The organism is Shimazuella sp. NTD247, from assembly GCF_059510415.1.
Map to the genome: position 1 here is coordinate 1 of NZ_JCAJZU010000003.1, position 24,293 is coordinate 24,293.

Here is a 24,293-nt window from a genome sequence, read left to right on the forward strand (position 1 = left end):
ATGTGGAGTTGTCAATGGGTCATCCTCACTTATCATTTGAAGAATTCTTCTTGTAAACCTATATTTGGTAAACGGTGACAGGTAAAAAAATAATTGACTCTCTAAATTGATTTATGGTATATTAATAAATTTGATAAAAAAATCCATATGTGTTAAGCTTAAGATGGTTATCATATGGGGGTGGATTATTTGTTTCAAATTGGCGATAACATTGTTTATCCAATGCACGGAGCAGGTATAATTAAAGCCATAGAAAGTATGGATTTCGCAGGTAAGCAACAACAATATTATGTGATGAAGATGTCAATCAATAACATGAAAGTAATGATTCCTACAGATAAAATGTTAAGTTCAAATATACGTGCAGTTACAGATGAAATTGCATTAGCACACATTATACACATTTTCCAGTATGGTGAATCAGATAGATTGCTTCCATGGAAACAAAGGTATAGAGTGAACATGGATAAATTAAAAACGGGTGAAATGCAAGAAGGTGTTGAAGTTATCCGTGATTTAATGCGTATGAATAAAGAAAAAACACTTAATACAAGTGAAAAGAAAATGTTGGAAAATGCATATGAATTTTTGAATAGTGAACTGGAATTAATCAAAGGGATTACTGAAAATCAAATGAAAAGTTTTTCAAATTGTGAACCACAATCCAAATAGATCTAAGCAGACCAGAGCGCTGAAGGAGAGAAAGTATGGATTTTGTTATGTATCAAATGATCGAAACTGAACGTAAAAGCACAAGGATGTATAAAGAAAAAGTTTTTTCGTTTATCCCTCATATAGGAATGTCATTTGCTAGTAAATTTGGTAGCCGAATAGTAAAAGAAGTGGAGTATGACGAGGAAGAAGACCTTTTTCACATTGAACTTTTAGAAATAAAACAAAACTATGATGTTAGTCTTGATCGAATTGTATCAGTGTTAGAAAAAGATGGGTGGTCTGTTATCTCACAGATGGAAAGAAGAATAAACAAATGGAAGACAATAAACAACTAGGCGTAAGGAAAACAAAAGAATTCTAACTATTAATAAAATTTTGATATTCTTCCGTGATTAAAATTTGTTAAATGGAGGAATAGAATTAGCATATCCGGCGAACTAAGGAGAAACCAATGGAATATAATACCACACCACATTGTTCGGAGTACTCCTTAATAGCCTTCATCACTACAAAAAAGGATTACATTAATCAAAGATCGGTGATTATTGATGAGAGAAATCAAATTTAGAGTCTTCGCTAAAGACGAAAGATTCCCAAACGGTAAGATACACTATCCCGATACACTAACTAAAATCGACAAAGTTATGGGTCGGATTAACACCACTAATATATCCTTGATGCAGTATACAGGCCTATTGGATCATAATGGGAATGAAATTTATGAAGGTGACATTATAAAGACAGATTTCCAAAAAAATGCAGTTGTGAGTTTTGAAAATGGTTGTTTTATGATTGGCGGTAAAAGAGGAATATCGATTGATCATTATTTGAATTCAGGCTTGCAGGTCATTGGAAACATCCATGAGAATCCAGAATTATTGAGGTAGATCCCATAAACAACGACTGAGGAAACGTAACTATAGATTGGTATGGATGGAACTGAAAATGTTTATTATTGGTGGTATTCTCCAATTCGAACAAACGAGTAAAGTTGATCATCATTTCTTTCGGGAATGATAAAAAGCGTTGGGTTGATCGAATGATCCCAAAACTCAGAGAGAGGGGATATGTACAGGTAGCAATTCATATATTATCCTTTTCGCCGTAATATATGGCAAGATCACTGATCCAGCTTCGTATTGCAAATACTCCGATGACGATAATAATACCAATTACCATAAAAATATCTTACCTATTCTTTTCATCTTGCATCTCATTAAGTATTATATAAATTCTTAATTTTATTATATATTTTACTTTCGAATAAATCCATTAAAAATAAAAAAGCCTATAGGGGCTATATTTATAACTAACCATTTTTAAAAAATAAAGGTAGCCTTCGGGCTGCTCTTATTTATTTTTCTTAGAATCAATATTCTAGGAAATGTGTCGACAAAAACCATTGAATATATTCTGTAGAATACCTACTTAAGTCAATTAGAATTTTGCGTAGAAAAAAACAAACCATTCTATTAAAGAGAACTTCGACAAAAATTATTCTTTAAAGTGATTTCTACAGTATAGAAATCGTTATGATGGCTCCGTGACCAGGGTTGGGCGAGATTATTTCCATTTGTTCTGTTTGTCCACTATTTCTAAAAGACATATGATTTCACTCACAATCATTAGCATGAATACATAGGAGACATCAAGAGATTAACTATAGAAACCGAAAAAGAGAAAAAAGCAAGCTAATTATACATATTCAGAATAATAATATTATTAAATAGTATAGAAATATTTCTTTCCTTCTTAGAATTGTTCCTCTATACTGAAAAAGGATGATTTGTGTCTTTTTTGTGAAGATCATCTGTATTTATTATGTAGGAGGAATGACCTATTCGATTTTTATTTGCCAAACGCTATCTCTGGCACCGCAGATTGTTTTTTCATTTCCTCATTCTCGCTATGCTTGTCACCTACAGCCCATTTTGGGAGTGGAACGAGGCACAAGCAGCAGCCAAAAAACCCCCGAAACAAACCGTGGAGGTAACGGATTTACGAACGGCCAATTCCAAAACCTTTCTGAAACCCGATGGAAAGACGTATGTCACCGAAACGTATCTCGACCCGGTTCATTTTAAACAAAAAGGCGAATGGACTCCGATCGATAACACAATTCGAAACAAGTCCATGGATGCCAAACATGTGTATACCAACGGTTCCAACCAATTCAAAGTCGGATTTGCCAAAACAGCGAAGTCGAACGAAAGCGCAGTCAAATTTCAACTGGGGACAAGTTCCATTGAATTTTTGCCGGTAGAAGCGCAAGATGCGACTGCAGTAGTGAAAGACAATACCATCACCTATCCGAATGTGTATCCGGGAGTCGATCTGGTGTACACGGTTACCGGAACGGGAATCAAAGAAGAATGGCATATCAAAAAAAAGCTGAGCCGCTCCACTTTTTCCACGGAACTCCATCTTTTGCACCTTCAGCCAAAAGAGAATAAAGATGGATCCATCAGCTTAGTAGACGACAAAGGAAACGTCGTTTCGGAGATTCCAAAACCAACAATTGCCGATGCCAAAGGAGCGACTACAGCTTCTCTTCAGTATAAACTACGTACCGAGAAGGGACAAACCTTTTTAGATACAGTTATTGATGATAAATGGCTGCAAGACGAGAAACGGGCTTTTCCCATCGTAGTGGATCCTACGCTAGTGGTCCAAGGATCTGCAACTACTTTTGATACGTTTGTAGCAAATGGAAGCGCTTATCAGAACAGTGATCTGCACAGTGATATTTCTATCTATGCAGGAACGGATCCAACTTACGGCATCACCCGTTCTCTACTGCAATTTCAGCTTTCTCCTTTGCTCAGTGGAGCGAAAATCCAATCAGCAAAGTTTAATTTAAATCAGTATCTCACCAATACGAATACCGCTGCGGTAGATGTCTATCCGGTTACCTCCAAATGGGCATCGAACACCGCTACTTGGGCGAACCAGCCAACGATTGGCACCAAAGTAAGCAGCACTAGTGTCCGACTGACCGGATCCTATGATTTTGACATTACTTCGCTGGCAAAAGACTGGTACAGTGGAGCGAAATCCAACTATGGCGTAATGCTCAAACAAGCGACAGAAACGAGTGATCGCAAAGGATTTCGTTCGAGTGACTATGCAACCGACTCCACCCAAAAACCAAAACTAACCATCACCTATACGATTGAACCACTCGGAGTCGAAGACTTTTGGACAACGGTAGACAGCAACGTCAATACGTACAACGGAAACTATTACATGTCTGATACGGATGTTTCGATTGACGGACGAGGGCAAACATTGGAACTTACCCGTTCCTATAATAGTCGTTCGGGGACATCTGGTATTTTCGGTTCCAATTGGACCACCAATATCGAACAGAAGATCACCGATAGTGGAGATGGACCCTTGCTGTACCAAGATGCAGACGGGACGTATCACACTTTTACTCCGCCCGTAAGTGGAAATGGGGTGTACGACCATCCAGCAGGAGTGTATCTGGATTTGTATAAAAATGGGGATGGCACCTACACCATTATCGATAAAGATCAAACGATTTATAAATTTAAATCTACAGGTCAGCTCTGGCAAATCGTGGATTCCAATGCGAATGTATGGAGCTTGGGCTACACCAATAACTTGCCAACGAGTATTACCGATGCTTCCGGTCGAGTCGTTACCCTAGCTTATGACACCAGCAATCGGGTACAAACGGTAACGGACCCAGCCAGCCGAACAGTGGTGTATGGGTATGACACCAATGGCAATTTGCAAACGGTGACACACAAAGATGCCGGTGGAAGCACACTTTCTATCGATCAGTATGGGTACGATACCGCTCACCAGCTAACTAGTATCACCGATCCGAACAATAATACCGAAACTATCGGCTATACCAGTAACAAAGTGACGTCCATGAGTCATCCGATTACGGTCAGTGGAGCCGTACAAACTGCTGCGACCACTATTGCTTATGATACAGCCAATAATGTCACTACTGTCACGGATCCGAAACAACATGTTACCACCTATACCCACAACGACAACGGTAATGTGGTCAAGACTGTCCAAGATCCCAGTGGACTGAACTACCAAACGGTTTATACGTACGATGACAAAAACAACTTATCCGATACCAAAGATGCCAATACGAATGCAGTGAGCGGAACAGCAACCACGCATTATACCTATGACACCAAAGGGAACATCTTAACGGAAACCAATCCATTAAATGAGACAAGCACCACCACCTATGACACAAATAACAACCCAATTACCGAGACGGATCCCAATGGCAACACCAGCACCAACCAATTTGACGATAACAATAATGAGACAGCAACTACCGACGCAGCTACCAAAACTTCCGCAACCAAATACGACAGCTATGGCAATGTAACCGAAGAAACAGCCGAGATGAGCCCTGGCAATAACCTCACCATCAATGGGAGCTTTGAGATCGACCGAGACAACGATGGCTGGCCGGATAACTGGAGCAAAACGCCAACCGGAGCGACTTCGATCAGTGTCGATTCTACTGGGTTAACAACGGATGGCATGACATTAGGCAAGAAAAGCATCAAAGTAACCAACCCAACCAGTACTACTGCGGTCGATAGTGATCGGATCGCTTATAATGCCACCAAAACCTATGTTGCGAGTGGTTATGTGAAAACATCCAGTGCAGCAGGAAAAGCGATGATTTATGTCTTTGGTTTTAATACCACCAATGGCACATACGTCGCCATTCCAAGTAGCTATATCACCGGAACACAAGACACCACTCGACTCCATGTGGTGGTCAACCCGGGAGATTTCCCAGCTGGAACGAACCAATTGGAAATTCGAGGATACACCACATCCGGTACAGGAAGCTATTGGTTTGATGGATTACAGTTAGAAGAAGGATTTTACGGAGCTTACAACACACTAGAAAACAGCAGCTTTGAGCGGGATACCGATCCAGCAGACAGCGTCCCTGATCGATGGACCCTAGCTGGGACCATTGCAAATGGAGACGGAATCGATACCGCAGTGAAGTATGATGGAAATAACACCGTCAAACTAGTGGGCGATTCCGCTACCTATAAGTCTGTTTACCAAGATGTTGGGTTGAGCGGGGCAGCAGGAGCAACTTTCACCGTTGCTGGGATTTCCAAGGTGACCAATCCTACCGCAGGGAAAGTGTACGGCTACATCATTAACACCTATGATGTCAGCAATACGTTGCAAGAGAAGTTTACCTATAACTTTAACAGCTCCAAATCACATGACTGGCAAAACCTTGCCGCTACGGTGAAGACCACCAAAGCCTTTGATCATATTCGCGTTTATTACGAATACAGCTTACAAACTGGAACCGCATGGTTTGACGCTGCCAAAGTAAGCCTTGGTTCCATTACAACCAAACATGCGTATGATGCCAATGGTAACTATGAATTGACTACCACTGATCCAAATGGGAATACCATCACACACACGTATGACGCAGCAGGAAATACCAAGACCGAAAAAACAGGCAATGACACCACTACCTTTGATTACAATGGTCTGGATCAATTAACCCAAGTAACGGATGCCAAAACCAATGTCACCAAATACCAATACGACAACAATGGCAATAAAACGAAAGTTACGGATGCGAAATTGCACGATACCACTTATGAATACAACGAGATAGACAAAGTGAAGAAAGCAACCGATGCATTAAATCGTGCTACCTTGTTTGATTATGATTTGGATGGAAATCTCACCTTGGAAACCAAAGCGGATTCGCACACTGTGGGGTATCACTACAATGCCGTCGATCGCCAAGATGCCATCCAATACGATGGAGCCGATCGCTATACGTTCCAATACGATCCGAACGGCAACATGACTCAGGAAACAGATAAATCCAATAACCAAGTTACGACCTTCACTTATGATGCTGATAACAAACTCAAAACCAAAGACGAAGGCAATAGCAACACTGTCACGTACACGTATGACAAAAATGGCAATGTGAAACAGCGCAAGTATGTAGCGGGAAGCACCACCCTAACCGATGATAATACGTTTAATGCCCTTGACCAATTAACAAAAATTCAGGAAAATAGCAATACACGGGCAATGTTCACCTATGATGAAGCTGACCGTGTAGCAAGTCGCAAAAACGGAGATGGCACCGTTTCGCTGTATAAATACGATGGAGCAGGAAATCTCGTTCAGCAAGTAAACTACAATACTGCTGGAACGATTCTCGATACCTTTAGCTATGTATATGACAACAAAGGACGCATTACCTCGGTCACATCGAATGCCGGAACCAACACCTATGTGTATGATGAATTAAACCAACTAAAGAAAGAAACCCATGCAGACGGCACAGTCTACGACTACACCTATGATGAAGTTGGCAACCGCCTGACAATGACCGTCACTCCATCCGGAGGCAGTGCTGCAACAACAACGTATCATTACGACAATGCCAACCAAATTAGCGATGTCAATGGTACCAACTATACGTACGATGCAAATGGAAATCTGACCAGTGATGGAAACAAAGCCTATGTGTATGACAACGGAGATCGACTTACAGCAGTGAAAGACAGTGGTGGAAATACGATTGCATCCTTTACCTATGATTCCAAGGGAATGCGGAAAACAATGACCACTGCATCCGGTACGATTACCTTCCACTATGATGAGAATAACAATGTAGCTTATGAGACCGACAGCAGTAACGCTGTAGTAGCAAATTATACGTATTGTGGATGTTCCAAACACAGCGTTCCAATTAGCATGACAAGAGGTGGACAAACATATTATTATCAACTCAATGGACATGGAGACGTAGTAGCATTAACTGACTCTACTGGCGCTGTGGTTAACACCTACGATTACGATGCCTATGGGAATCTAGTAAAGCAGACAGGTACGGTAGTCAATCCTTATCTGTATGCAGGGTACCGATATGATAAGGAAACAGGGCTCTATTATTTACAGGCACGATACTATGATGCTAAAACAGGGAGATTTTTAACGAAAGATCCAAGCTCTGGAGATGATAATAGTCCTTTAACTCAGAATGGTTATATTTACACAGAAAATAACCCTGTGAATTATATAGATCCTAATGGGTATTTAAGTATAACAGCGTGTATTGGTGCCATTGTAAATGCACTTATCGCAGATGATTTCCCCATTGTTAGACTGCTTAAATTGAAGAGAACATTCAAAGATTTGGGTGGAATTGCTAAATTTCTTAAAGCTTTTTCCAGAAGCTATAAGCATTATAGAAAATATGGTTCTAGAACTGCTGCAATCAAAAGAACATTTCGCTCAATTGGCCCGAATTTGAGAGCAGAGATTAAAAATGCTGTATTAGATTTACTTTTCATAAACGGTGTAATAGGAGCTTGCTTCTAGTATGTCTATAAAAAGCTGCCGATATTTTAGCTAAAATATCGGCAGCTTTTACTAAAACAAACTATTTTTCCTCATCCCAATTTTTCCTAGTTAAGAAAAGTAGAATAAGCATTATGAAAAAATAAAGACATATAAAAACCCTTAGAAAATCTTTTAATGCGGGGAAAATATAAGTAAATATTGCTAATAATAACATTGCTATAAGACCTATTCTCGATATAAAACTATATTTCCTTCTAAGTTTTTCTCTCCACATAAACACTCATCTCCTAAATTTTCTAAATATTGTAAATTTTACCTCTAATGATCAAAAAGCGATCATTTTTCCCTGTTTTACTATACTTAATAAAGTCAGATATGCCTACGCGGAAATTTCTAAAACAAGAGTGTATTTTCTCCCAGGTGTCAACATCAAGATCAGTGGAATGAAATGGAAAGTTACTATAGGTAGTTTTCTGTTATCTTATCTAGACATTCAGCCATCAGAGAAAACGATAATGTTAAAACACTCGAATCTGTCTCATAAACATTTTATCACATTAGATAATTGTAACTTAAACCAATAAATTTGCTATTACGAATTTATAAAAGTTCTCAATTTAAATTTCAAATTTATTACGAATATAACTTACAAACCGGAACCGCATGGTTTGATGCTGCCAAAGTGACTATGGGCTCGATTACAACCAAACATGCGTATGACGCTAAGGGAAACTATGAATTGACTACTACTGATCCAAATGGGAATACGATCAACCATACGTATGATACCGTAGGTAATGTTAAAACCGAAAAAACAGGCAGTGACACCACCGCCTTTGATTACAACGGTCTGGATCAATTAACCCAAGTAACGGATGCCGAAACCAATGTCACCAAATACCAGTACGATAACAATGGCAACAAAACCAAAGTAACGGACGCGAAAAATCATGATACGATCTATGATTACAACGAAATCAACAAAGTCAAAAAATCAACCGATGCATTAAATCGTGCAACCTTGTTTGATTATGATTTAAATGGAAATCTAACTTTGGAAACCAAAGCGGATTCGCATACCGTTGGCTATCACTACAATGCCGTCGATCGCAAAGATGCGATCCAATACGATGGAACCGACCGCTATACGTTCCAATACGACCCAAACGGCAACATGACTCAGGAAACAGATAAATCCAATAACCAAGTTACGACCTTCACTTATGATGCTGATAACAAACTCAAAACCAAAGACGAAGGCAACAGTAACACGGTTACGTACACGTATGACAAAAATGGCAATGTGAAGCAACGCAAGTATGTAGCGGGAAGCACCGCCCTAACCGATGACAATACCTTTAACGCACTTGACCAATTAGCAAAAATTCAGGAAAATAGCAATACACGGGCAATGTTCACCTATGATGAAGCCGACCGTGTAGCAAGTCGCAAAAACGGAGATGGCACCGTTTCGCTGTATAAATACGATGGAGCAGGAAATCTCGTTCAGCAAGTAAACTACAATACTGCTGGAACGATTCTCGATACCTTTAGCTATGTATATGACAACAAAGGGCGCATTACCTCGGTCACATCGAATGCCGGAACCAACACCTATGTGTATGATGAATTGGACCAACTAAAGAAAGAAACCCATGCAGACGGTACTGTATATGATTACACCTATGATGAAGTTGGCAACCGCCTAAGCCTAACCGTCACCCCAAGCGGAGGCAGTTCCTCTACAACAACGTACCACTATGACAATGCCAACCAAATTAGCGATGTCAATGGAACGAACTACACCTATGATGCCAATGGGAATCTGACCAGTGATGGAAACAAAACCTATGTGTATGACAACGGAGATCGACTCACAGCAGTAAAAGACAGTGGTGGAAGTACCATCGCATCCTTTACCTATGATTCCAAGGGAATGCGGAAAACAATGACCACTGCATCTGGTACCATTACATTTCACTACGATGAAAACAACAATGTAGCTTATGAAACAGATAGTAGTAACAATGTAGTAGTGAGCTATACGTGGAATGGGATTCAACCAGTAAGTATGACTCGTGGTGGACAAACGTATTACTATCAGCTAAATGGGCATGGAGATGTTGTAGCACTTACAGATTCTACTGGTGCTGTGGTCAACACGTATGATTATGATGCATTTGGGAATCTGGTGAAGCAAACGGGTACAGTAGTGAATCCTTATTTGTATGCAGGGTATCGATATGATAAAGAAACAGGACTCTATTATTTGCAAGACTCTTGATCCAGATTTAGGGAAAGAAAATGATCCTAGAACTCAGAATGGATATAACTATGCAAATAATAGTCCTATTATGAACATTGATCCAGATGGGAATAGTGTGGTAGAAATTTATTTTGTTCCTGGATTAGGTGAGGTAGCCCTTCTAGCTACTGGAGCTGTCATAGTAGGAGTTGGAGTATATTATGGATATCGTTACTTAAGTAGTGAATATCATGAAGCAAAAAAACATGGAAAAGCAACTAAACATCATGGGAAAACTGGAAGTAAACTGCCTGTAAAACACAAACCTCATTCGAGTTTAGACCATATAAAAAACGGTAAGGTTCATCAAAGACGTTATTATGATCACAATGGTAACGCTGATGAAGATATAGATTACACTGACCATGGTAATCCTAAACACCATCCTAAGGTGCCTCATCGACATAAATGGGATTGGAGGGATGGCGGAGCAAGGAGGTCTTCATGGTACTAGAACTGCTAATCGTTAATTAACATTCTAACATTTCTAGGTGTATTAACTGTAAGTCTTTAGGTTGATATACCTAGAATCCAAAAATGGTAGGAGATAATAAATTGTATATCGAATTAGGAAATTCTAAAAAAATGGCATTTATAACAGATTTACGACCAATATTTTCTTCTTTAAAAAAACAACAGATCGACTATAAATGGTTAATTACAGATTTAGAATGCAACTATCATTTTGACGTTTTTTTGGAATACTGTGAGGATTATCGAATCAATGAAAGCGCAGATTGTCTCGAAAATAAATTTATTATGCAAGGAGAAAAATTGAATGAACTAATACACCATTATGATATTCAATTTATTTGGGGGGTACTCTCTGGATTTCATAAAGATACTCCTCTACAATTAGATAATTTAAAAGTAGTTCCTTATGCAAATGACAATCCAAATCTTTGGGTAGATCATCCTAAGTTACAGCATCCTGATTCTCTAGTAGAAATTGTATGTTGGGATTCTTCACAAACATTGATTCTAATAAAAAATGATATCAAACTAAAAGATCAAATACTAAAAGATTTTCCAGATGCCACAAGTTATGACACTTAATCTATGTGCGACAATGGGGCGGTTCTCCTGTCTGAGCGACAAAGCAAGGTCTATGATTTATCAGGTGGAAACTCTATGGGGCAAGGAGACAATTTTCCTGCCGCACTTTTTTATAAGTATTTTTGAGAGTATAGGAAATCTCGTCCCACAAGTGAATTACGATAAATGGAAACATTTTGGATACCTATGGCTACACCTACGATAAAGTAGGCAACTGACTTAACAGGGATAATCAACCCCTCAGGAGGAACTGCTGCCACTACCACGTAGCCACTATGACAATGCCAATGGACACCTGACCAGTGATGGAAACAAAACGTATGTGTATGACAATGGAGATCGACTTACAGCAGTAAAAGATAGTAGTGGAAGTACGATTGCCGTTTACCTATGATTCCAAAGGAATGCGGAAGACGATGACCACTGCTTCTGGTACCATTACATTCCACTACGATGAGAATAACAATGTAGCTTATGAGACAGATAGCAGTAATGCTGTAGTAGCGAGCTATACTTACAACGGAGAAGAACTTGTAAGTATGACACGTGGAGGACAGACGTATTATTATCAGCTTAACGGTCATGGGGATGTAGTTGCACTAACAGACTCCATTGGTGCAGTAGTAAATACCTATGCTTATGATGCATTTGGGGGTGTGGTAAAGCAGACTAAAAAAATGGGCTTAAGCCCATTTTTTACATTAGAAGGAGTATTTTAAGATGATACCAGAACTGAAAATCGTTTTTGAAATGGAAAATTCTATAGCTAATGAAGTGAAAAAGGCGTTTTCGTTATTTGGTAATTGGCTAAATGAAAATGTTCCATTTCAAAAGAGGATAATTATTCATGTTTTAAATGATAAGCGATTATCGACAAAGATGGGATTAGCTACCGGCACCTTTGTAATGCCCTACGATAAGGATAGTGCTCCTTATATTAAGATTGCAGCAGGGGATTTTATAGAAGAAGTAAACAAAAATGGAACAGCAATTGTATTAGAAGAGTATTTAAATACTGTTGCTCATGAAATTATACATTTTCAACAATGGCTGAAAAAGAAACCATTTAAAGAACGGGAAGCAAGAGAAAAAGGAGGAGGTTTAGTAGAAGAGTTTATTAAAAACGAGATAAAGTCCATAACTAAAAAAATCATATCTATTAAAGATGAAAACGAATTAGATTTAAATGATATAAAAGATTATTTTTATGTATCAGTATTAGATGTTTGTCTGGAAATCATCAACTTAGTGGGAAGATACAAAACAATTGATGTTAGAGAATGGTTAGTGACTTTAACAAAAAACAACAATGAGTTTATTAGATGCGAAGCGATTAAGATGTTAGGTAGTTTTAAAGGTAAATTAGTAGTCGAAGCTTTAGAAGATAGATTGAATCAAGATAATGAATCATTTATTAGGGCCTATGCAATAGAATCATTACAATATATAGGTGATCCTAGTTGTTTAAATTCCATTATTAAAGCTTTGAACGATTTTGATCCTGATGTAAGAGGCTGTGCAGCAATAGCTTTAGGTTCAATGAAAGACATAAAATATGTGACTATTATTAAAGAAAAACGAAAGAAAGAGAGATCTCCTCGAGCAAAACTACGATATTATGTTGCTTTATTTCTACTTGATGAGAACCAGTATAAGAAGAAAATTTATTCCTTTTTACAAAATCGATCACCTATTGTACGTCATGCTACTGCGGGTTATTTACTCCAATTACCAATAGACAAGAATGAAAAGAGATTCCAATTAGAAAATGCGCTGTTAATTGAAAAGGTTGATTGGGTACGTTCGTATTTTAAAGAAACCTTACAAATAATTAAGGAGGAAAATGAGACACACATACTGTAAACCGAAACAGCAAAAACGAAAAAGGCACTGTTCCTCTGCATATATACGATGGAACTGGAAACATAGTACAACAGGTTAACTATGATAAAAATGGAAATACTCTTGATACTTTTTAGCTATGTCTATGACAACAAAAGTCGCATCACCTCGGTCACATCGAATGCCGGAACCACTACCAATGCGTATGATGAACTCGATCAATTGTAGAAAGAAACCCATGCAAATGGGAATCTAACCAGTGATGGAAATAAAACATATGTGTGTGACAGCGGAGATGGATTCCACAGCAGTAAAAGATAGTGGTGGAAGTACCATTTCATCCTGTACCTATGATTCCAAAGGGATCAATCCAATTGGTAATAATTTGTAAATAGATATAAGAAATGCTTTATTAGATTTCTTTGGAATAAGTGGTATAATAGCAAATTGTACCTAGAATGTCTTTGAAAAGTTGTCGATATTTCAGCTAAAATATCGGCAGCTTTTTACTAAAACAAACTATTTTTTCCCATCCGAAGTTCTAGTTAAGACAAATAGAACGACTATTATAAAACCAATGGGTAAATAAAAGTAATCTTGAAAATCATTGAGTGCCGGAAAAATATCAGTAAGTATCGAAACTAACAATATTGCTGTCATTCCTATTACCCATATAAAATTATATTTCCTCCTAAGTTTTTCTCTCCACATAAACACTCATCTCCCCAATTTTCGAATATCATCGATCTTAGTATATTTGACTGAGAGATACTAAGCCTCTCCATGGCTGGGCCAAAGGATTCAAGAACACAGCCGTCTCTCCTAAGCTCTCAATACACATTTTTCATGTGCGACCTGCTTTTTTTGTTAAAAAAGGAGATATAACTAGATGATTAAAAAAAATATTCAAGAAATAACCGTTAACCTGTTATTGATTTTAATAGTTGTTATATTGGGTGTATTATTAATAACAATAACTATAGTCTTGTGAGTATTTCATTAATAGTAATCTTAATTTTAAGAATAGCGATGAGACATGGAGGATGTAAATGAAACAAATTCAGATAATTATAAAAATGATTCTATGGGTAGTTATACCTCCTATTATGGTTACTGTTTATTGGAATCGACTCACAAATAAACAGCGTTTAACAGCAGTTATTTGGACATTGATCACTGATAGCATTTTAATCCGTAATGGAACTGTTAGCTTAAGGTTATTTAATTAATTACTCACAGAGAGTCAAGGATTACGAATCTGGTTTATAATGAAAAAAGCTGATTTTCAAATTATGCGACATGAGGATAATTCTCCTGTCGAACTTTTGTCTATAAGATTATTGAACCTTGAGTATTCATTTCTTGTTTTTTAACATCGATCAATACTTTAGTCGCGCAAAAATGGAGATAGAACAGCTTTTTCGATAGTATTTTGAGAGTATAGGAAATCTCATCCAACAAGAGTGAATCCTTAACACTATGCAGGGTATCAATAAGATAAAGAGATGAAATTCTACTATTTGAAAGTAAATACTATAAACCAAGACACAAGAGTTTTTTTGACAACGGATTCATTTGATAGAATCGGGGATGAGCTACTAATTGGGAATAAATACACTTATGCAAATAACCTCCCTGTTAATAATGCTGATCTCTGATGGACATAGTGCATACAAACATTGGACCTCAGCAAAATTGGAGTAATTTCAAAGCTCTTTCAGGTTGGGACGGTTTGCTTATTAGGCTACAAGTATGCTCTAACTATCATCGTTGGCTTGGTCGTGAATCCATTTGAAATGGTTACGAAATTGGGGAAATGGATTGCTTTTGTTAGTGCCTTTGAGATAGGGAACAAATCGCTGCTATACCTAATTATAATTTAGGAGGTATCTGTGTTGACAAAAGCAAAAAAGACAAATCTAAATTATTTTGGGTATGGAATATTAGTAGTTGTCATTATCATGTTTCTGTACAACTCTATCACCGGAAAACATAATCGGAATTTTTATGAAACGTTAGTTATAATGTTAATATTTACATTAGTGTGGATCCTAGTAGATGAAATTATATCAATTGTAATAAAAAACGAGAAAAACAATAAAATGATAAGAATATCAATTGATATTGTAATGGTTCCTATTTGGATTTATTTGATGAAAGATCGCATGGGTTGGGAATTAACCATTAGTATCTCTCTACCTATCATACAAGAAGCATACTCCAAATTTAGGGAAATAAAAAAATAGATCCTATTGATGGTACTTTCTGCTTTTCATGTTTGCTACAAAGGGGCAGTTTTCCTGCTGCATTTGTTATACTCTAAAAACAATATCTTTGGACTTCTATGAATGATTGCAAAGTAAGAAGTGAATATTTAATGGACAAAAAAAATGATAAGAATATATACATTTATTTATTATTAATTTTAATGGTATCTCTATTCGGTTATTTTATGATGGATGAAGACAAAATAAATAATATTTTTTTAATTTCTGTAATAGTTGTTTTGATTTTAAGACTATTTACCAATATTGTACTCGATTTACTAATAAAAGATGAAAAGTCCAGAAATACGTATTCTTATTAATAAGAATCATATTGGTATTGGTCTGGATTTTATTCATTTGGAATTATGTTTCTTGGCAGAAGATGGCACTTATTACTGTGTTTTGGGTAATAGACATCATAGAAAGTATCGATAATATAATGCTAAAAATGAGAAAAAAGTGAATCTATCAGTTTATATTTATATTTAATTATGACAAGGGACGGTTCTTCAATCAAAACGCCGAAGTTTGTCGCTGGAAGTATCCCCCTAATCGATAATAATACATTAAGCAAAACAATTTCAATTGCAGCTGCAGAAACTCATGAATGAAATGAGCGGTGAGAATGAGCTCCAAGTAGGTTATGCACCGCACACACTATTTAACAAGATTTGGCTACCAAATAGCATATCATCGATGATAATTCAATAGCTGTTGGAATTCGCCATTTAGCTTATTTGTGATCTTTTCTTCGTTACAAGTACTAGAAGGAGTTTCCTAAATAACGGCAATTGGAAAATGTTTTTTTAGCTTCCATAAAAGGGGTTCCGACAGAAAAATGCGGATTTACCACTAATAACCCGACTTTTAAAACGCTAAAAATCCTAGAATCAGCATCCGTGTCATAGAGCGCAATTTGACCAAATGGAAATAAACGATTTTCAAAAAGGATAAGTAGCGTCACAAAAGGGTGTTACAAGGTAAAAAGCAAGTATCACGAATCCGAAAAATAAAGGGTCATTATGCAACAAAATTAATTGAAATTATTCCTAAAATTTAGACTTTTTGATAAAATGGATTTACCAATAATAGATATAAAATTGTGAATAAAATGAGATTCCGATATATACGGATTTCTATCATAGATCAAAATTTTGGTAGACAAGAGCAGCAACTAAAAGATGCAAATTAAGTCTAGAACCAGAACTCTGATATATGGATTATGATTCGGAAAGCAAAGAACGATATCATTGATGGAGGAGATTTTTATGAGAAAATTCATCACAACCTTTTGTCTGTTTATCCTGTTGTCTGGGTGTTTTCCGATCAATCCGATTGCAGATCCACTCGATAAGGTAGATTCTAGAACCAGAGTCTATCGACCTGGTTACAAGAAAGAAAAAATGGTGGGTGATCCCGCACCGATGATTGAGAAAGCAAATCCGCAAGCATCTGTTTTTCGGGATGAGAAGATGATATATTCCTGTAATCTAATCACCCTCAAAGATTTACGTGATACAAAGGCACTGCTTCAGACTAATGGAATTTTTCGGACCTATATTACTGATGGGGAAGGAAATGACCGAGAGTTAACCGCTGATTTGGAGGGAGAGTCCGTCAATAAATGCCGATATCTATTAGTGAATCAAGCGAGTATCGATGCGAGCGACTATAATAACTTTGTCTTTATATATGTTTATCAAAAGAGATACTCAAATTTTGCTACTATCCAAGAGCAAATCAAGCAGAACTGTGATTCCGAGCCGGATATTGGGGATGTGAAGGTGTTCCGGAAAAAAGGTTCAACCATTGATAATGACGTGTACGTATTACAAAAAGGTGACGTGTTTGTCAAAGTAAAATTTGAATTAGAAGGGAACACGACGATGATCCAAAATCTATTAAAAAAACTGGCTGACAACCTGACAAAGCAAGTTGTTCATCCTAATGGACTTTCGAAAATCGGGTTAAAGAGTCCAACATTCACCAAAAGTTTTGTGATTCCATGTGAGATCGTTACGGCACAGGATCTAAAGAAGATTTCTGGAAATGATGGAGTGGTTTATACAATAGAGGATCTCGGAACGGCTGTAGAGATAGAGAGTTATACAAACTTATATAACTATGTGTCCCATTCATGTTTTCGGAATGTGGGTAAGCAATATGTTCATATTGAGGCCAAAACTTTCGAAAATGAGCAGGGTGCCAAAGAAGATTTTGCGAAAAAAAGGTATTTTTATCAGATCGAGAGCGAGAAGCAATATACCCCACAAAAAGGAATTGGTGATGAGGCTTTTTTGGGTAAAGATTACACTGACCAGGAGTTGTACTTTCGTAAAGGAAGGGTGAATATCGATATTGGGTATGAGGATGATTACAAGAAGAACATGGATATAAACGAGATGCTCAAGAAGTTAAAGCTTATAGTCCCCGAGATGACGAAACGGCTGGAGTCTGTAATTTCACACCCTTCGAGATAGTCCGAGTTTAACCTGTAAAAGCTCCTTACTCTTCTCCAAAATCCAAAGATCTTAACTCTAAGAGAACGAACCGGTTCAGACCTGACTGTATTACAAAAGACTTCAAATGAGATGTTATTTATAAAAATAAAGGCAGAAATACCGCCTCTGCCTTTATTTTGAATAGATTTTTATAGTATCCTCATCCCAACCTTCGTTTTTTTGATGGCATTTCATTAACTGATTTATCCATAATCGTCTACATAAACTAACATCATAGAAGTTTTGCAGTTTTGATAGGTAATATAATTTTAACGACGACATGTTGTCGTCTCACACCGTCTCGAATGCGGATTTATCCGTTTTTAATCTCTTTAAATGCAATACGTGAATAATGTGTTGTTATCCCCTTATCTTTCATCTCTTTATATGTTGGAAATCTCCCTAGCACACTGGTTAATTCTTTTGCTGTTTGAATAGCTTTGCTTCGTGCCTGGATGTTTGGTTGAAAAAGATGATCTTGTTTTTTCTCCTCTTGATAAAATCCAATTTGACGTTTAAACGGTAGTATGACCTGAGTTTCTTGTGTCTCTTGCTGGTTATCTTCTATTACTGGAGTGACAACTATCTCTTGTAGTGGTTCTGGTTCTCGTTGGAAGTACTCCGGTAATCCTTCCCCGATTATTTTCTTTCGCTGCTCTTCTTCTTTTCGAGCTGCTTTTATCAGTTGTAAATCCGGCTTTCTTGCTTCCCATTTCATCCACTCCATTTTCTGTATAACCTTTTCCTCCTGAATGTCTTTTTTAGCGGCTAACATGCGCTCTCTAACGCTTTTTACATGTGGTTCATGGCTTTTTGTCCAAAGCCATACTAGTGTATTTTCCATGAGCCACATCGCGCCAGATATAGCCAAACCGACAATAGAACCGATTAGGGCATTTGTTTGTGCTAACCCATACATATTTACTGCAGTTACAAATCCTAAACTGATGAAATATCCCAGTTCCAGGAATATTGGGACATTTCTTTGTAAAGCTCTTTGTTTTCCTCGAATGAATAACAAGGATGCGAAGAGTATTTCAACTAATCCTGCTGTTAAATATGGATTAAGACCTAATGTTCCCGACAATTTTGTTGTGTTTTGAAAGGATAAGGCGATAATAATTAACGCAATGATCACTACGATCCCAAGGACAACGATGTCAAGCGGTGTTCTTTTTTTCATGATGTGTACCTCCTGAATATGCGATTGTTTTGATAATATCTAGTATACTAAAAATAACGAATGTATACAAATGAATACGAAATTGTTTTGAAATTATTTTTTGTGTAGTATACTTATGTATAATTTCGTATTCAATTATTGGCGGTGAAATATAATGGAACCAAAACTTCCAGTTACCATAAGGACAAAAACAGTAATAAAATCGATGGACAGAATCGAGTCTTTGATAGATGAGCTATTAGAAGGAGAAAAAAAAGAAGGTGCAATGCAAGCGATCCATTTAATTCGGAAAGAATTAAATTTGCCCATTGAGAAAAGAAAATAGATAGCAGCTGAGTTTTAAAGGAGCGTAGAACAATGAGCGAAAAATATGCATGTTATGTTCGTGTTTCTACTGATCGAGATGAACAAGTATCCTCTGTTGAAAATCAAATTGACATATGTCGTAATTGGCTAGAAAGACAAGGATACAATTGGGATGAGAACAGCGTGTATAAGGACGAAGGTATCAGTGGAACCATTTTCAAAGATCGACCAGCGATTCAATTGCTATTGGAGAAAGCAAAGAAAAAAGAGATCAATATGGTGTTGTTCAAGTCGATCAGCCGACTTGCTAGGGATCTGAAGGATGCTTTGGAAATACGAGAAATATTCTTATCCCGAAATGTGCGGATTGTCTCGATTGAAGAAGGCTATGATTCAGATATTGCTGGGAAAAACGATATGAGTTTTGAAATGGCATCCATGTTTGCGGATCATTACAGCCGAATGTTATCAGGAAGTATATCATCTGCGCTTGCTGCTAAAGTACGGCGTGGTCAACATATCGGAAAGATACCATTTGGCTATACTCGTGAAGATGGTATTTTGAAGATTAAACAAGATGAAGCTGAAATTGTAAGTATGATCTTTGACTGGTATGTGAATGAAGGATTAGGGTTTAAAGCAATCACTCACAAGTTAAATCAGTTGAGCCTAAAACCAAAAGAAATACAGAAATGGCAAGTAACTAGTGTTCAAACGATCATTCGGAATCGTATATATTGTGGTGATTTTGTGCTTAACAGATATACTACAATGAAAGTGGAAGGAAAAAAGAAACAAATACAAAATCCGGAAAGTCGATGGATCATTTTTCACGAACATCATGAACCTATTGTTAGTCGCGAGTGGTGGGAGAAAGCGAATTCCGATCTTATTAAGACGAAAAAGAAAATATCGCCGTGGAATGATCTTCGTGGGATTCTCAAATGTAGTGAATGCGGGTCAAGTATAGTTCCTTTGTTATCGTGGAGATTGCTTGCAAATGGAGAAAAAAAAGACTACCGTTACATGAAATGTAGCAAATATCGTCGTGCGGGCGAAGCTGGTTGTGTGAATCATAGTCCTTTGCTATATGAGGATATAAAGGCATTTTTGATTAAACAGTTATTAGAAAAAAGCTACATGCTCCAATTCTCGTTTGAGGATAGCTTCCAAGGTCAAAAACATGATCGTCTCACTGTGATAAAAAAGGAAATCGAAGATCTCAAAAATAAAGGGACGAAATTAATCGATCTGCATTTGGAGCAGATTATCACCAAAGAAGAATTTAAACAAAAACGTGATGAATTAGATTGGAAAATTAGAAATCTGGAAAATGAACAAATTGATTTGTCTAATCAGGATTATACAACGAAGAAAATTGAGAGCATAAAACAGGCGTTTGAATGGTTGAGCAACGATAGTCAAAACTTACATCATGCGTTTAAAACATTGCTTGAAAAAGTGGTGGTACATCCTCAGGGGAAGATAGATATATACTATACATTTAATACGGAATAACTCTTTTTTTGAATGCAAAGTTAAAAACACCTAAAAGGTCCATAATAATGGGCTTTTTCTATGGGTAATTTTATTCTTGACAAGCGAAGCTACTCTGTATTACTATATAACAGTAATCAGTAATACAAAATACCTGTGATACAGAGTACTGAAAAAAATATATGTCAAAACAAAAGAGGGAAACACATGGAAAACATCACGGAAATGCTGAAAGGGGTGCTTGAGGGTTGCGTACTTGAGATTATCAGCCGTGGAGAAACTTATGGCTATGAAATCACGCAACACTTACGAAAACTTGGCTTCACCGATGTGGTTGAAGGCACAGTTTATACGATTACGATGCGACTTGAAAAACACAATCTGGTGGATATCGAGAAAAAGCCATCCACGATAGGCCCACCACGCAAATTTTATCGGCTTAATAAAGCTGGACAAATGAAATTGGAGAATTTCTGGGTCAAATGGAACTTTGTCTCAAGCAAACTAAACGAATTAAAAACAAACTAAAGGAGAATGAACAACATGAGTATTTTCGAAAAAATCTTTGGAGTTTTTAGTGAAAAGAAAGAATGGCGTGAAATGGAAAACCGCGCAAAAACCTTACCTGAAGACTACCATAACGCCTACAAAGCAATGCAAAAATATCTCTGGAACACTGGCGGCGTGATGGATTGGCAAGAAACGAAATTCGTTTTTAATCACATCATCGACCTTCTTGAAGAAGCTGCAGCCAATGGCAAGCAAATTAAAGAAGTTATTGGCAACGATGTAGCAGCCTTTTGTGATGATCTCGCCATTGATGCAAAATCGTGGGTTGATACACAACGTAAAAAACTAAACGATTCAATTAAATAATAGAACTAGGCTGAACAGCTTAGTATCTTAAAGGAGAGACTACAATGAACTTTTTAGAAAAAATAACTGGCAGCGATATGACTAAGGAAATGAAAAGTTTTGAAGCACGAGCAAAAGTCTTGCCAGCTGAATATCAAACTGCTTGGAAAGAAATTAATAGTAATCTCTGGATTCACGGAGATTTCTCCGGCCGTAATCTGATGCCGATTCTTGACAGTGCTCTTGAACTGCTTGAAGTTACATCAGCAGACGGCCAGATCGTTGAAGAAGTACTAGGAGATGATATCAAAGGCTTCTGCGCAGCGCTTGTTGGTGACGAAGGTGCAAAATCGTATCGAGATAAATGGCGTGATCAACTGAACAAGAACGTAGCAAGAAAATTAGGAGGCTTGAAATGAGCATCAAAGAAATGATCGAAGGAAAAAAAGAATGGAGAGCCCATGTTGCACGTGTCAAAGCACTTCCGCAAGATTACCAAATCGTCTATAAAGAAATCCAAAAATATCTCTTCAAAGTCGCTTCTTTTGAGCTGAACGAAGGTATCGGACTGCTCTCGGAAATACTCAGTTTCTTTGAAGAAGGAGCAACTGCTGGAAAAGGTGTGCTTGAAGTCACAGGAACGGACGTAGCCGCTTTCTGCGATGATCTGGTGAACGATGAGAAATCCTGAAGATATGAATCTGAGTATTACGAAGTGCCTGGAAAAAGTAAATACGATGAATAATTCGGACTGAATAGACTGGCTACAGATGTGAATGTGCCACTATCACTATTCAGTTATATTTTCAACCTAGTAGTAAGTAATACTGATTATCAGTCAGACTGAATAGAGAATAGGTTAATCTAGCGCCTTATTGCGCTTATAAGGAGGAAAAAGTATGAGCAATGCAGCGATTTCAGTAAAAGGGTTAAAAAAATCCTTTAAGGACAAGGAAGTTTTAAAGGGAGTGGATTTTGAGGTGCAGCGTGGCGAAATTTTTGCACTGCTGGGCTCAAATGGGGCAGGCAAGACGACTACGGTCAACATCCTCTCGACACTGATGAAGTTTGATGGAGGCGAAGCAGGTATTTGCGGCTTTGACGTCCAGCGTCAACCGGATCATATTCGCCAGAGTATCAGCCTGACTGGGCAGTTCGCAGCAATTGACGGCATGCTCACTGGACGGGAAAACCTCATTATGATCGCCAAATTACGGGGAGTTCCCAACCCTGCACAAGTAGCCGACAATCTGCTTGCAAGATTCAGTTTGACAGATGCGGCCAACCGGCGGGCCGACAATTATTCTGGCGGGATGAAGCGCCGGCTTGACATTGCCATGAGCCTGATCGGGACTCCGGAAGTCATTTTTCTCGACGAACCGACTACAGGGCTTGATCCCGAAGCTCGGATTGAAGTCTGGAATACCGTCAAAGAGCTTGCCGGAGGCGGCACAACCATCTTGCTGACGACCCAGTACCTGGAAGAAGCCGAACAACTGGCGGGCCGTATCGCCATCCTGCATGACGGAAAAATCATAGCAATCGGTACCCTTACTGAACTAAAAGAGATGTTCCCACCAGCGAAAGTGGAATACATCGAGAAACAGCCGACATTGGAAGAGATTTTTCTAGCAATCATTAGCAAAAAGGAGGAAAAGTAAATGAAAAGCAAAACAGGGGTTTTACTAGGGCGTTTAATGCGCAACATCATGCGCAGCCCAGATACGATTATCACGGTGGCAATTACGCCGATTATGATGATGCTGTTGTTTGTCTACGTATTTGGCGGCGCCATAAAGACAGGCACAGACAACTACGTCAATTATTTATTGCCAGGAATTTTACTGATGGCTATCGCATCTGGTGTCGCTTACACGTCTCTCCGGCTGTTTAACGATGTAAAGAGTGGTCTAATGGCGCGTTTCATTACCATGCCCATCAAACGCTCATCGATTTTGTGGGCTCACGTGTTAACCTCACTTGTTTCCAATGGACTTACTGTCGTGGTGGTTATCCTTATCGCTCTCTTGATGGGTTTCCGCTCCAACGCCGATATCCTGGATTGGTTCGCAGTAGCTGGGATAATTGGGCTGTTTACACTGGCACTGACATGGCTGTCGATTATTCCCGGATTGACAGCGAAGTCTATGGAAGGAGCTACAGCCTACTCCTACCCGCTGATATTCCTGCCATTTATCAGCTCGGCCTTTGTTCCCACCGAAACCATGCCAAAAATTGTCCGTCTGTTCGCTGAGAACCAGCCAGTCACTTCAATCGTGAATACGATTCGTTCGCTTTTGTATGGAGGATCTGTTGGCAATGGTATCTGGATCGCGCTTGCCTGGTGCGTTGGCATCATGGTCATTGCTTACTTCTTCGCCAGTAAACAATTTAAACGCCATTTAGGATAAGGATCTTTATGGGAT

22 protein-coding genes are annotated in these 24,293 nt (G+C 38.0%); 21 read left to right on the top strand and 1 reads right to left on the bottom strand.

Annotated elements, in window-relative coordinates; translation table 11 throughout:
- Positions 1 to 189: 189 nt before the first annotated feature.
- The 13 genes from AC5WOC_RS08385 to AC5WOC_RS08445 all read left to right on the top strand — a co-directional run bounded on the left by AC5WOC_RS08385 (position 190) and on the right by AC5WOC_RS08445 (position 18,005).
- Positions 190 to 672, top strand: coding sequence for a CarD family transcriptional regulator (locus tag AC5WOC_RS08385; RefSeq protein ID WP_496054964.1), 483 nt, complete (start codon positions 190 to 192; stop codon positions 670 to 672).
- Between the two features lie 35 nt (positions 673 to 707).
- The gene (locus AC5WOC_RS08390; protein WP_496054965.1) at positions 708 to 1,010 is read left to right on the top strand and encodes a hypothetical protein; all 303 of its coding nucleotides are present in this window, start codon (positions 708 to 710) and stop codon (positions 1,008 to 1,010) included.
- A 213-nt stretch (positions 1,011 to 1,223) separates the two neighbouring features.
- Positions 1,224 to 1,562: a YopX family protein gene (locus AC5WOC_RS08395; RefSeq protein ID WP_496054966.1), complete on the top strand. Its 339-nt coding sequence runs from the start codon at positions 1,224 to 1,226 to the stop codon at positions 1,560 to 1,562.
- 994 nt (positions 1,563 to 2,556) lie between these two features.
- Positions 2,557 to 8,073 carry a DNRLRE domain-containing protein gene (locus AC5WOC_RS08400; protein WP_496054967.1) on the top strand — a complete coding sequence of 1,839 codons (5,517 nt, stop codon included), beginning with the start codon at positions 2,557 to 2,559 and terminating at the stop codon, positions 8,071 to 8,073.
- A gap of 670 nt (positions 8,074 to 8,743) precedes the next feature.
- Positions 8,744 to 10,339, top strand: a complete 1,596-nt coding sequence (locus AC5WOC_RS08405) for a hypothetical protein (protein WP_496055392.1) — start codon at positions 8,744 to 8,746, stop codon at positions 10,337 to 10,339.
- The gene (locus AC5WOC_RS08410) at positions 10,299 to 10,814 is read left to right on the top strand and encodes an RHS repeat-associated core domain-containing protein (RefSeq protein ID WP_496054968.1); all 516 of its coding nucleotides are present in this window, start codon (positions 10,299 to 10,301) and stop codon (positions 10,812 to 10,814) included. Before AC5WOC_RS08405 ends, AC5WOC_RS08410 begins: the two co-directional genes overlap by 41 nt.
- 101 nt (positions 10,815 to 10,915) lie before the next feature.
- A complete protein-coding gene (locus tag AC5WOC_RS08415; RefSeq protein WP_496054969.1) occupies positions 10,916 to 11,416 on the top strand; it encodes a hypothetical protein in 501 nt (166 codons plus the stop codon).
- A 365-nt stretch (positions 11,417 to 11,781) separates the two neighbouring features.
- Positions 11,782 to 12,135, top strand: coding sequence for a hypothetical protein (locus tag AC5WOC_RS08420; protein ID WP_496054970.1), 354 nt, complete (start codon positions 11,782 to 11,784; stop codon positions 12,133 to 12,135).
- 1 nt (position 12,136) lies between these two features.
- Positions 12,137 to 13,279 carry a HEAT repeat domain-containing protein gene (locus AC5WOC_RS08425; protein ID WP_496054971.1) on the top strand — a complete coding sequence of 381 codons (1,143 nt, stop codon included), beginning with the start codon at positions 12,137 to 12,139 and terminating at the stop codon, positions 13,277 to 13,279.
- A gap of 238 nt (positions 13,280 to 13,517) precedes the next feature.
- Positions 13,518 to 13,649 carry a hypothetical protein gene (locus tag AC5WOC_RS08430; protein WP_496054972.1) on the top strand — a complete coding sequence of 44 codons (132 nt, stop codon included), beginning with the start codon at positions 13,518 to 13,520 and terminating at the stop codon, positions 13,647 to 13,649.
- Between the two features lie 658 nt (positions 13,650 to 14,307).
- Entirely contained in the window at positions 14,308 to 14,487 is a 180-nt protein-coding gene (locus tag AC5WOC_RS08435; RefSeq protein ID WP_496054973.1) for a hypothetical protein, read from the top strand.
- Positions 14,488 to 15,153: 666 nt separating this feature from the next.
- Entirely contained in the window at positions 15,154 to 15,504 is a 351-nt protein-coding gene (locus AC5WOC_RS08440) for a hypothetical protein (RefSeq protein WP_496054974.1), read from the top strand.
- Between the two features lie 1,289 nt (positions 15,505 to 16,793).
- Positions 16,794 to 18,005: a hypothetical protein gene (locus AC5WOC_RS08445; protein ID WP_496054975.1), complete on the top strand. Its 1,212-nt coding sequence runs from the start codon at positions 16,794 to 16,796 to the stop codon at positions 18,003 to 18,005.
- A gap of 334 nt (positions 18,006 to 18,339) precedes the next feature.
- Here AC5WOC_RS08445 and AC5WOC_RS08450 read toward each other — a convergent pair whose 3' ends face one another.
- On the bottom strand, positions 18,340 to 19,209 hold the full coding sequence (locus AC5WOC_RS08450) for a hypothetical protein (RefSeq protein WP_496054976.1): 870 nt from the start codon (positions 19,207 to 19,209) through the stop codon (positions 18,340 to 18,342).
- 154 nt (positions 19,210 to 19,363) lie between these two features.
- Here AC5WOC_RS08450 and AC5WOC_RS08455 point away from each other — a divergent pair, with 154 nt between their 5' ends.
- From AC5WOC_RS08455 to AC5WOC_RS08490, 8 genes are all read left to right on the top strand, one after another.
- Positions 19,364 to 19,534, top strand: a complete 171-nt coding sequence (locus AC5WOC_RS08455) for a hypothetical protein (RefSeq protein ID WP_496054977.1) — start codon at positions 19,364 to 19,366, stop codon at positions 19,532 to 19,534.
- A 32-nt stretch (positions 19,535 to 19,566) separates the two neighbouring features.
- Entirely contained in the window at positions 19,567 to 21,033 is a 1,467-nt protein-coding gene (locus AC5WOC_RS08460) for a recombinase family protein (RefSeq protein ID WP_496054978.1), read from the top strand.
- Positions 21,034 to 21,219: 186 nt separating this feature from the next.
- Positions 21,220 to 21,540, top strand: coding sequence for a PadR family transcriptional regulator (locus AC5WOC_RS08465; RefSeq protein WP_496054979.1), 321 nt, complete (start codon positions 21,220 to 21,222; stop codon positions 21,538 to 21,540).
- 15 nt (positions 21,541 to 21,555) lie between these two features.
- Positions 21,556 to 21,888 (top strand): DUF1048 domain-containing protein, encoded by a 333-nt coding sequence (locus AC5WOC_RS08470; protein ID WP_496054980.1) that lies wholly within the window; start codon positions 21,556 to 21,558, stop codon positions 21,886 to 21,888.
- 44 nt (positions 21,889 to 21,932) lie between these two features.
- Entirely contained in the window at positions 21,933 to 22,286 is a 354-nt protein-coding gene (locus AC5WOC_RS08475; protein WP_496054981.1) for a DUF1048 domain-containing protein, read from the top strand.
- Complete coding sequence (locus AC5WOC_RS08480; RefSeq protein ID WP_496054982.1) at positions 22,283 to 22,558, top strand: DUF1048 domain-containing protein; 276 nt, start codon at positions 22,283 to 22,285, stop codon at positions 22,556 to 22,558. Before AC5WOC_RS08475 ends, AC5WOC_RS08480 begins: the two co-directional genes overlap by 4 nt.
- Before the next feature lie 208 nt (positions 22,559 to 22,766).
- The gene (locus tag AC5WOC_RS08485) at positions 22,767 to 23,528 is read left to right on the top strand and encodes an ABC transporter ATP-binding protein (protein WP_496054983.1); all 762 of its coding nucleotides are present in this window, start codon (positions 22,767 to 22,769) and stop codon (positions 23,526 to 23,528) included.
- Positions 23,529 to 24,278, top strand: coding sequence for an ABC transporter permease (locus AC5WOC_RS08490; RefSeq protein WP_496054984.1), 750 nt, complete (start codon positions 23,529 to 23,531; stop codon positions 24,276 to 24,278). It begins immediately after the preceding gene.
- Positions 24,279 to 24,293 lie beyond the last annotated feature (15 nt).

Bases quoted from the DNA above. Each gene is read 5' to 3' on its own strand.
- AC5WOC_RS08390 (WP_496054965.1), top strand. From the start codon at position 708: ATGGATTTTGTTATGTATCAAATGATCGAAACTGAACGTAAAAGCACA.
- AC5WOC_RS08395 (WP_496054966.1), top strand. From the start codon at position 1,224: ATGAGAGAAATCAAATTTAGAGTCTTCGCTAAAGACGAAAGATTCCCA.
- AC5WOC_RS08405 (WP_496055392.1), top strand. From the start codon at position 8,744: ATGGGCTCGATTACAACCAAACATGCGTATGACGCTAAGGGAAACTAT.
- AC5WOC_RS08410 (WP_496054968.1), top strand. From the start codon at position 10,299: ATGATAAAGAAACAGGACTCTATTATTTGCAAGACTCTTGATCCAGAT.
- AC5WOC_RS08425 (WP_496054971.1), top strand. From the start codon at position 12,137: ATGATACCAGAACTGAAAATCGTTTTTGAAATGGAAAATTCTATAGCT.
- AC5WOC_RS08435 (WP_496054973.1), top strand. From the start codon at position 14,308: ATGAAACAAATTCAGATAATTATAAAAATGATTCTATGGGTAGTTATA.
- AC5WOC_RS08445 (WP_496054975.1), top strand. From the start codon at position 16,794: ATGAGAAAATTCATCACAACCTTTTGTCTGTTTATCCTGTTGTCTGGG.
- AC5WOC_RS08450 (WP_496054976.1), bottom strand. From the start codon at position 19,209: ATGAAAAAAAGAACACCGCTTGACATCGTTGTCCTTGGGATCGTAGTG.
- AC5WOC_RS08455 (WP_496054977.1), top strand. From the start codon at position 19,364: ATGGAACCAAAACTTCCAGTTACCATAAGGACAAAAACAGTAATAAAA.
- AC5WOC_RS08460 (WP_496054978.1), top strand. From the start codon at position 19,567: ATGAGCGAAAAATATGCATGTTATGTTCGTGTTTCTACTGATCGAGAT.
- AC5WOC_RS08465 (WP_496054979.1), top strand. From the start codon at position 21,220: ATGGAAAACATCACGGAAATGCTGAAAGGGGTGCTTGAGGGTTGCGTA.
- AC5WOC_RS08470 (WP_496054980.1), top strand. From the start codon at position 21,556: ATGAGTATTTTCGAAAAAATCTTTGGAGTTTTTAGTGAAAAGAAAGAA.
- AC5WOC_RS08475 (WP_496054981.1), top strand. From the start codon at position 21,933: ATGAACTTTTTAGAAAAAATAACTGGCAGCGATATGACTAAGGAAATG.
- AC5WOC_RS08480 (WP_496054982.1), top strand. From the start codon at position 22,283: ATGAGCATCAAAGAAATGATCGAAGGAAAAAAAGAATGGAGAGCCCAT.
- AC5WOC_RS08485 (WP_496054983.1), top strand. From the start codon at position 22,767: ATGAGCAATGCAGCGATTTCAGTAAAAGGGTTAAAAAAATCCTTTAAG.
- AC5WOC_RS08490 (WP_496054984.1), top strand. From the start codon at position 23,529: ATGAAAAGCAAAACAGGGGTTTTACTAGGGCGTTTAATGCGCAACATC.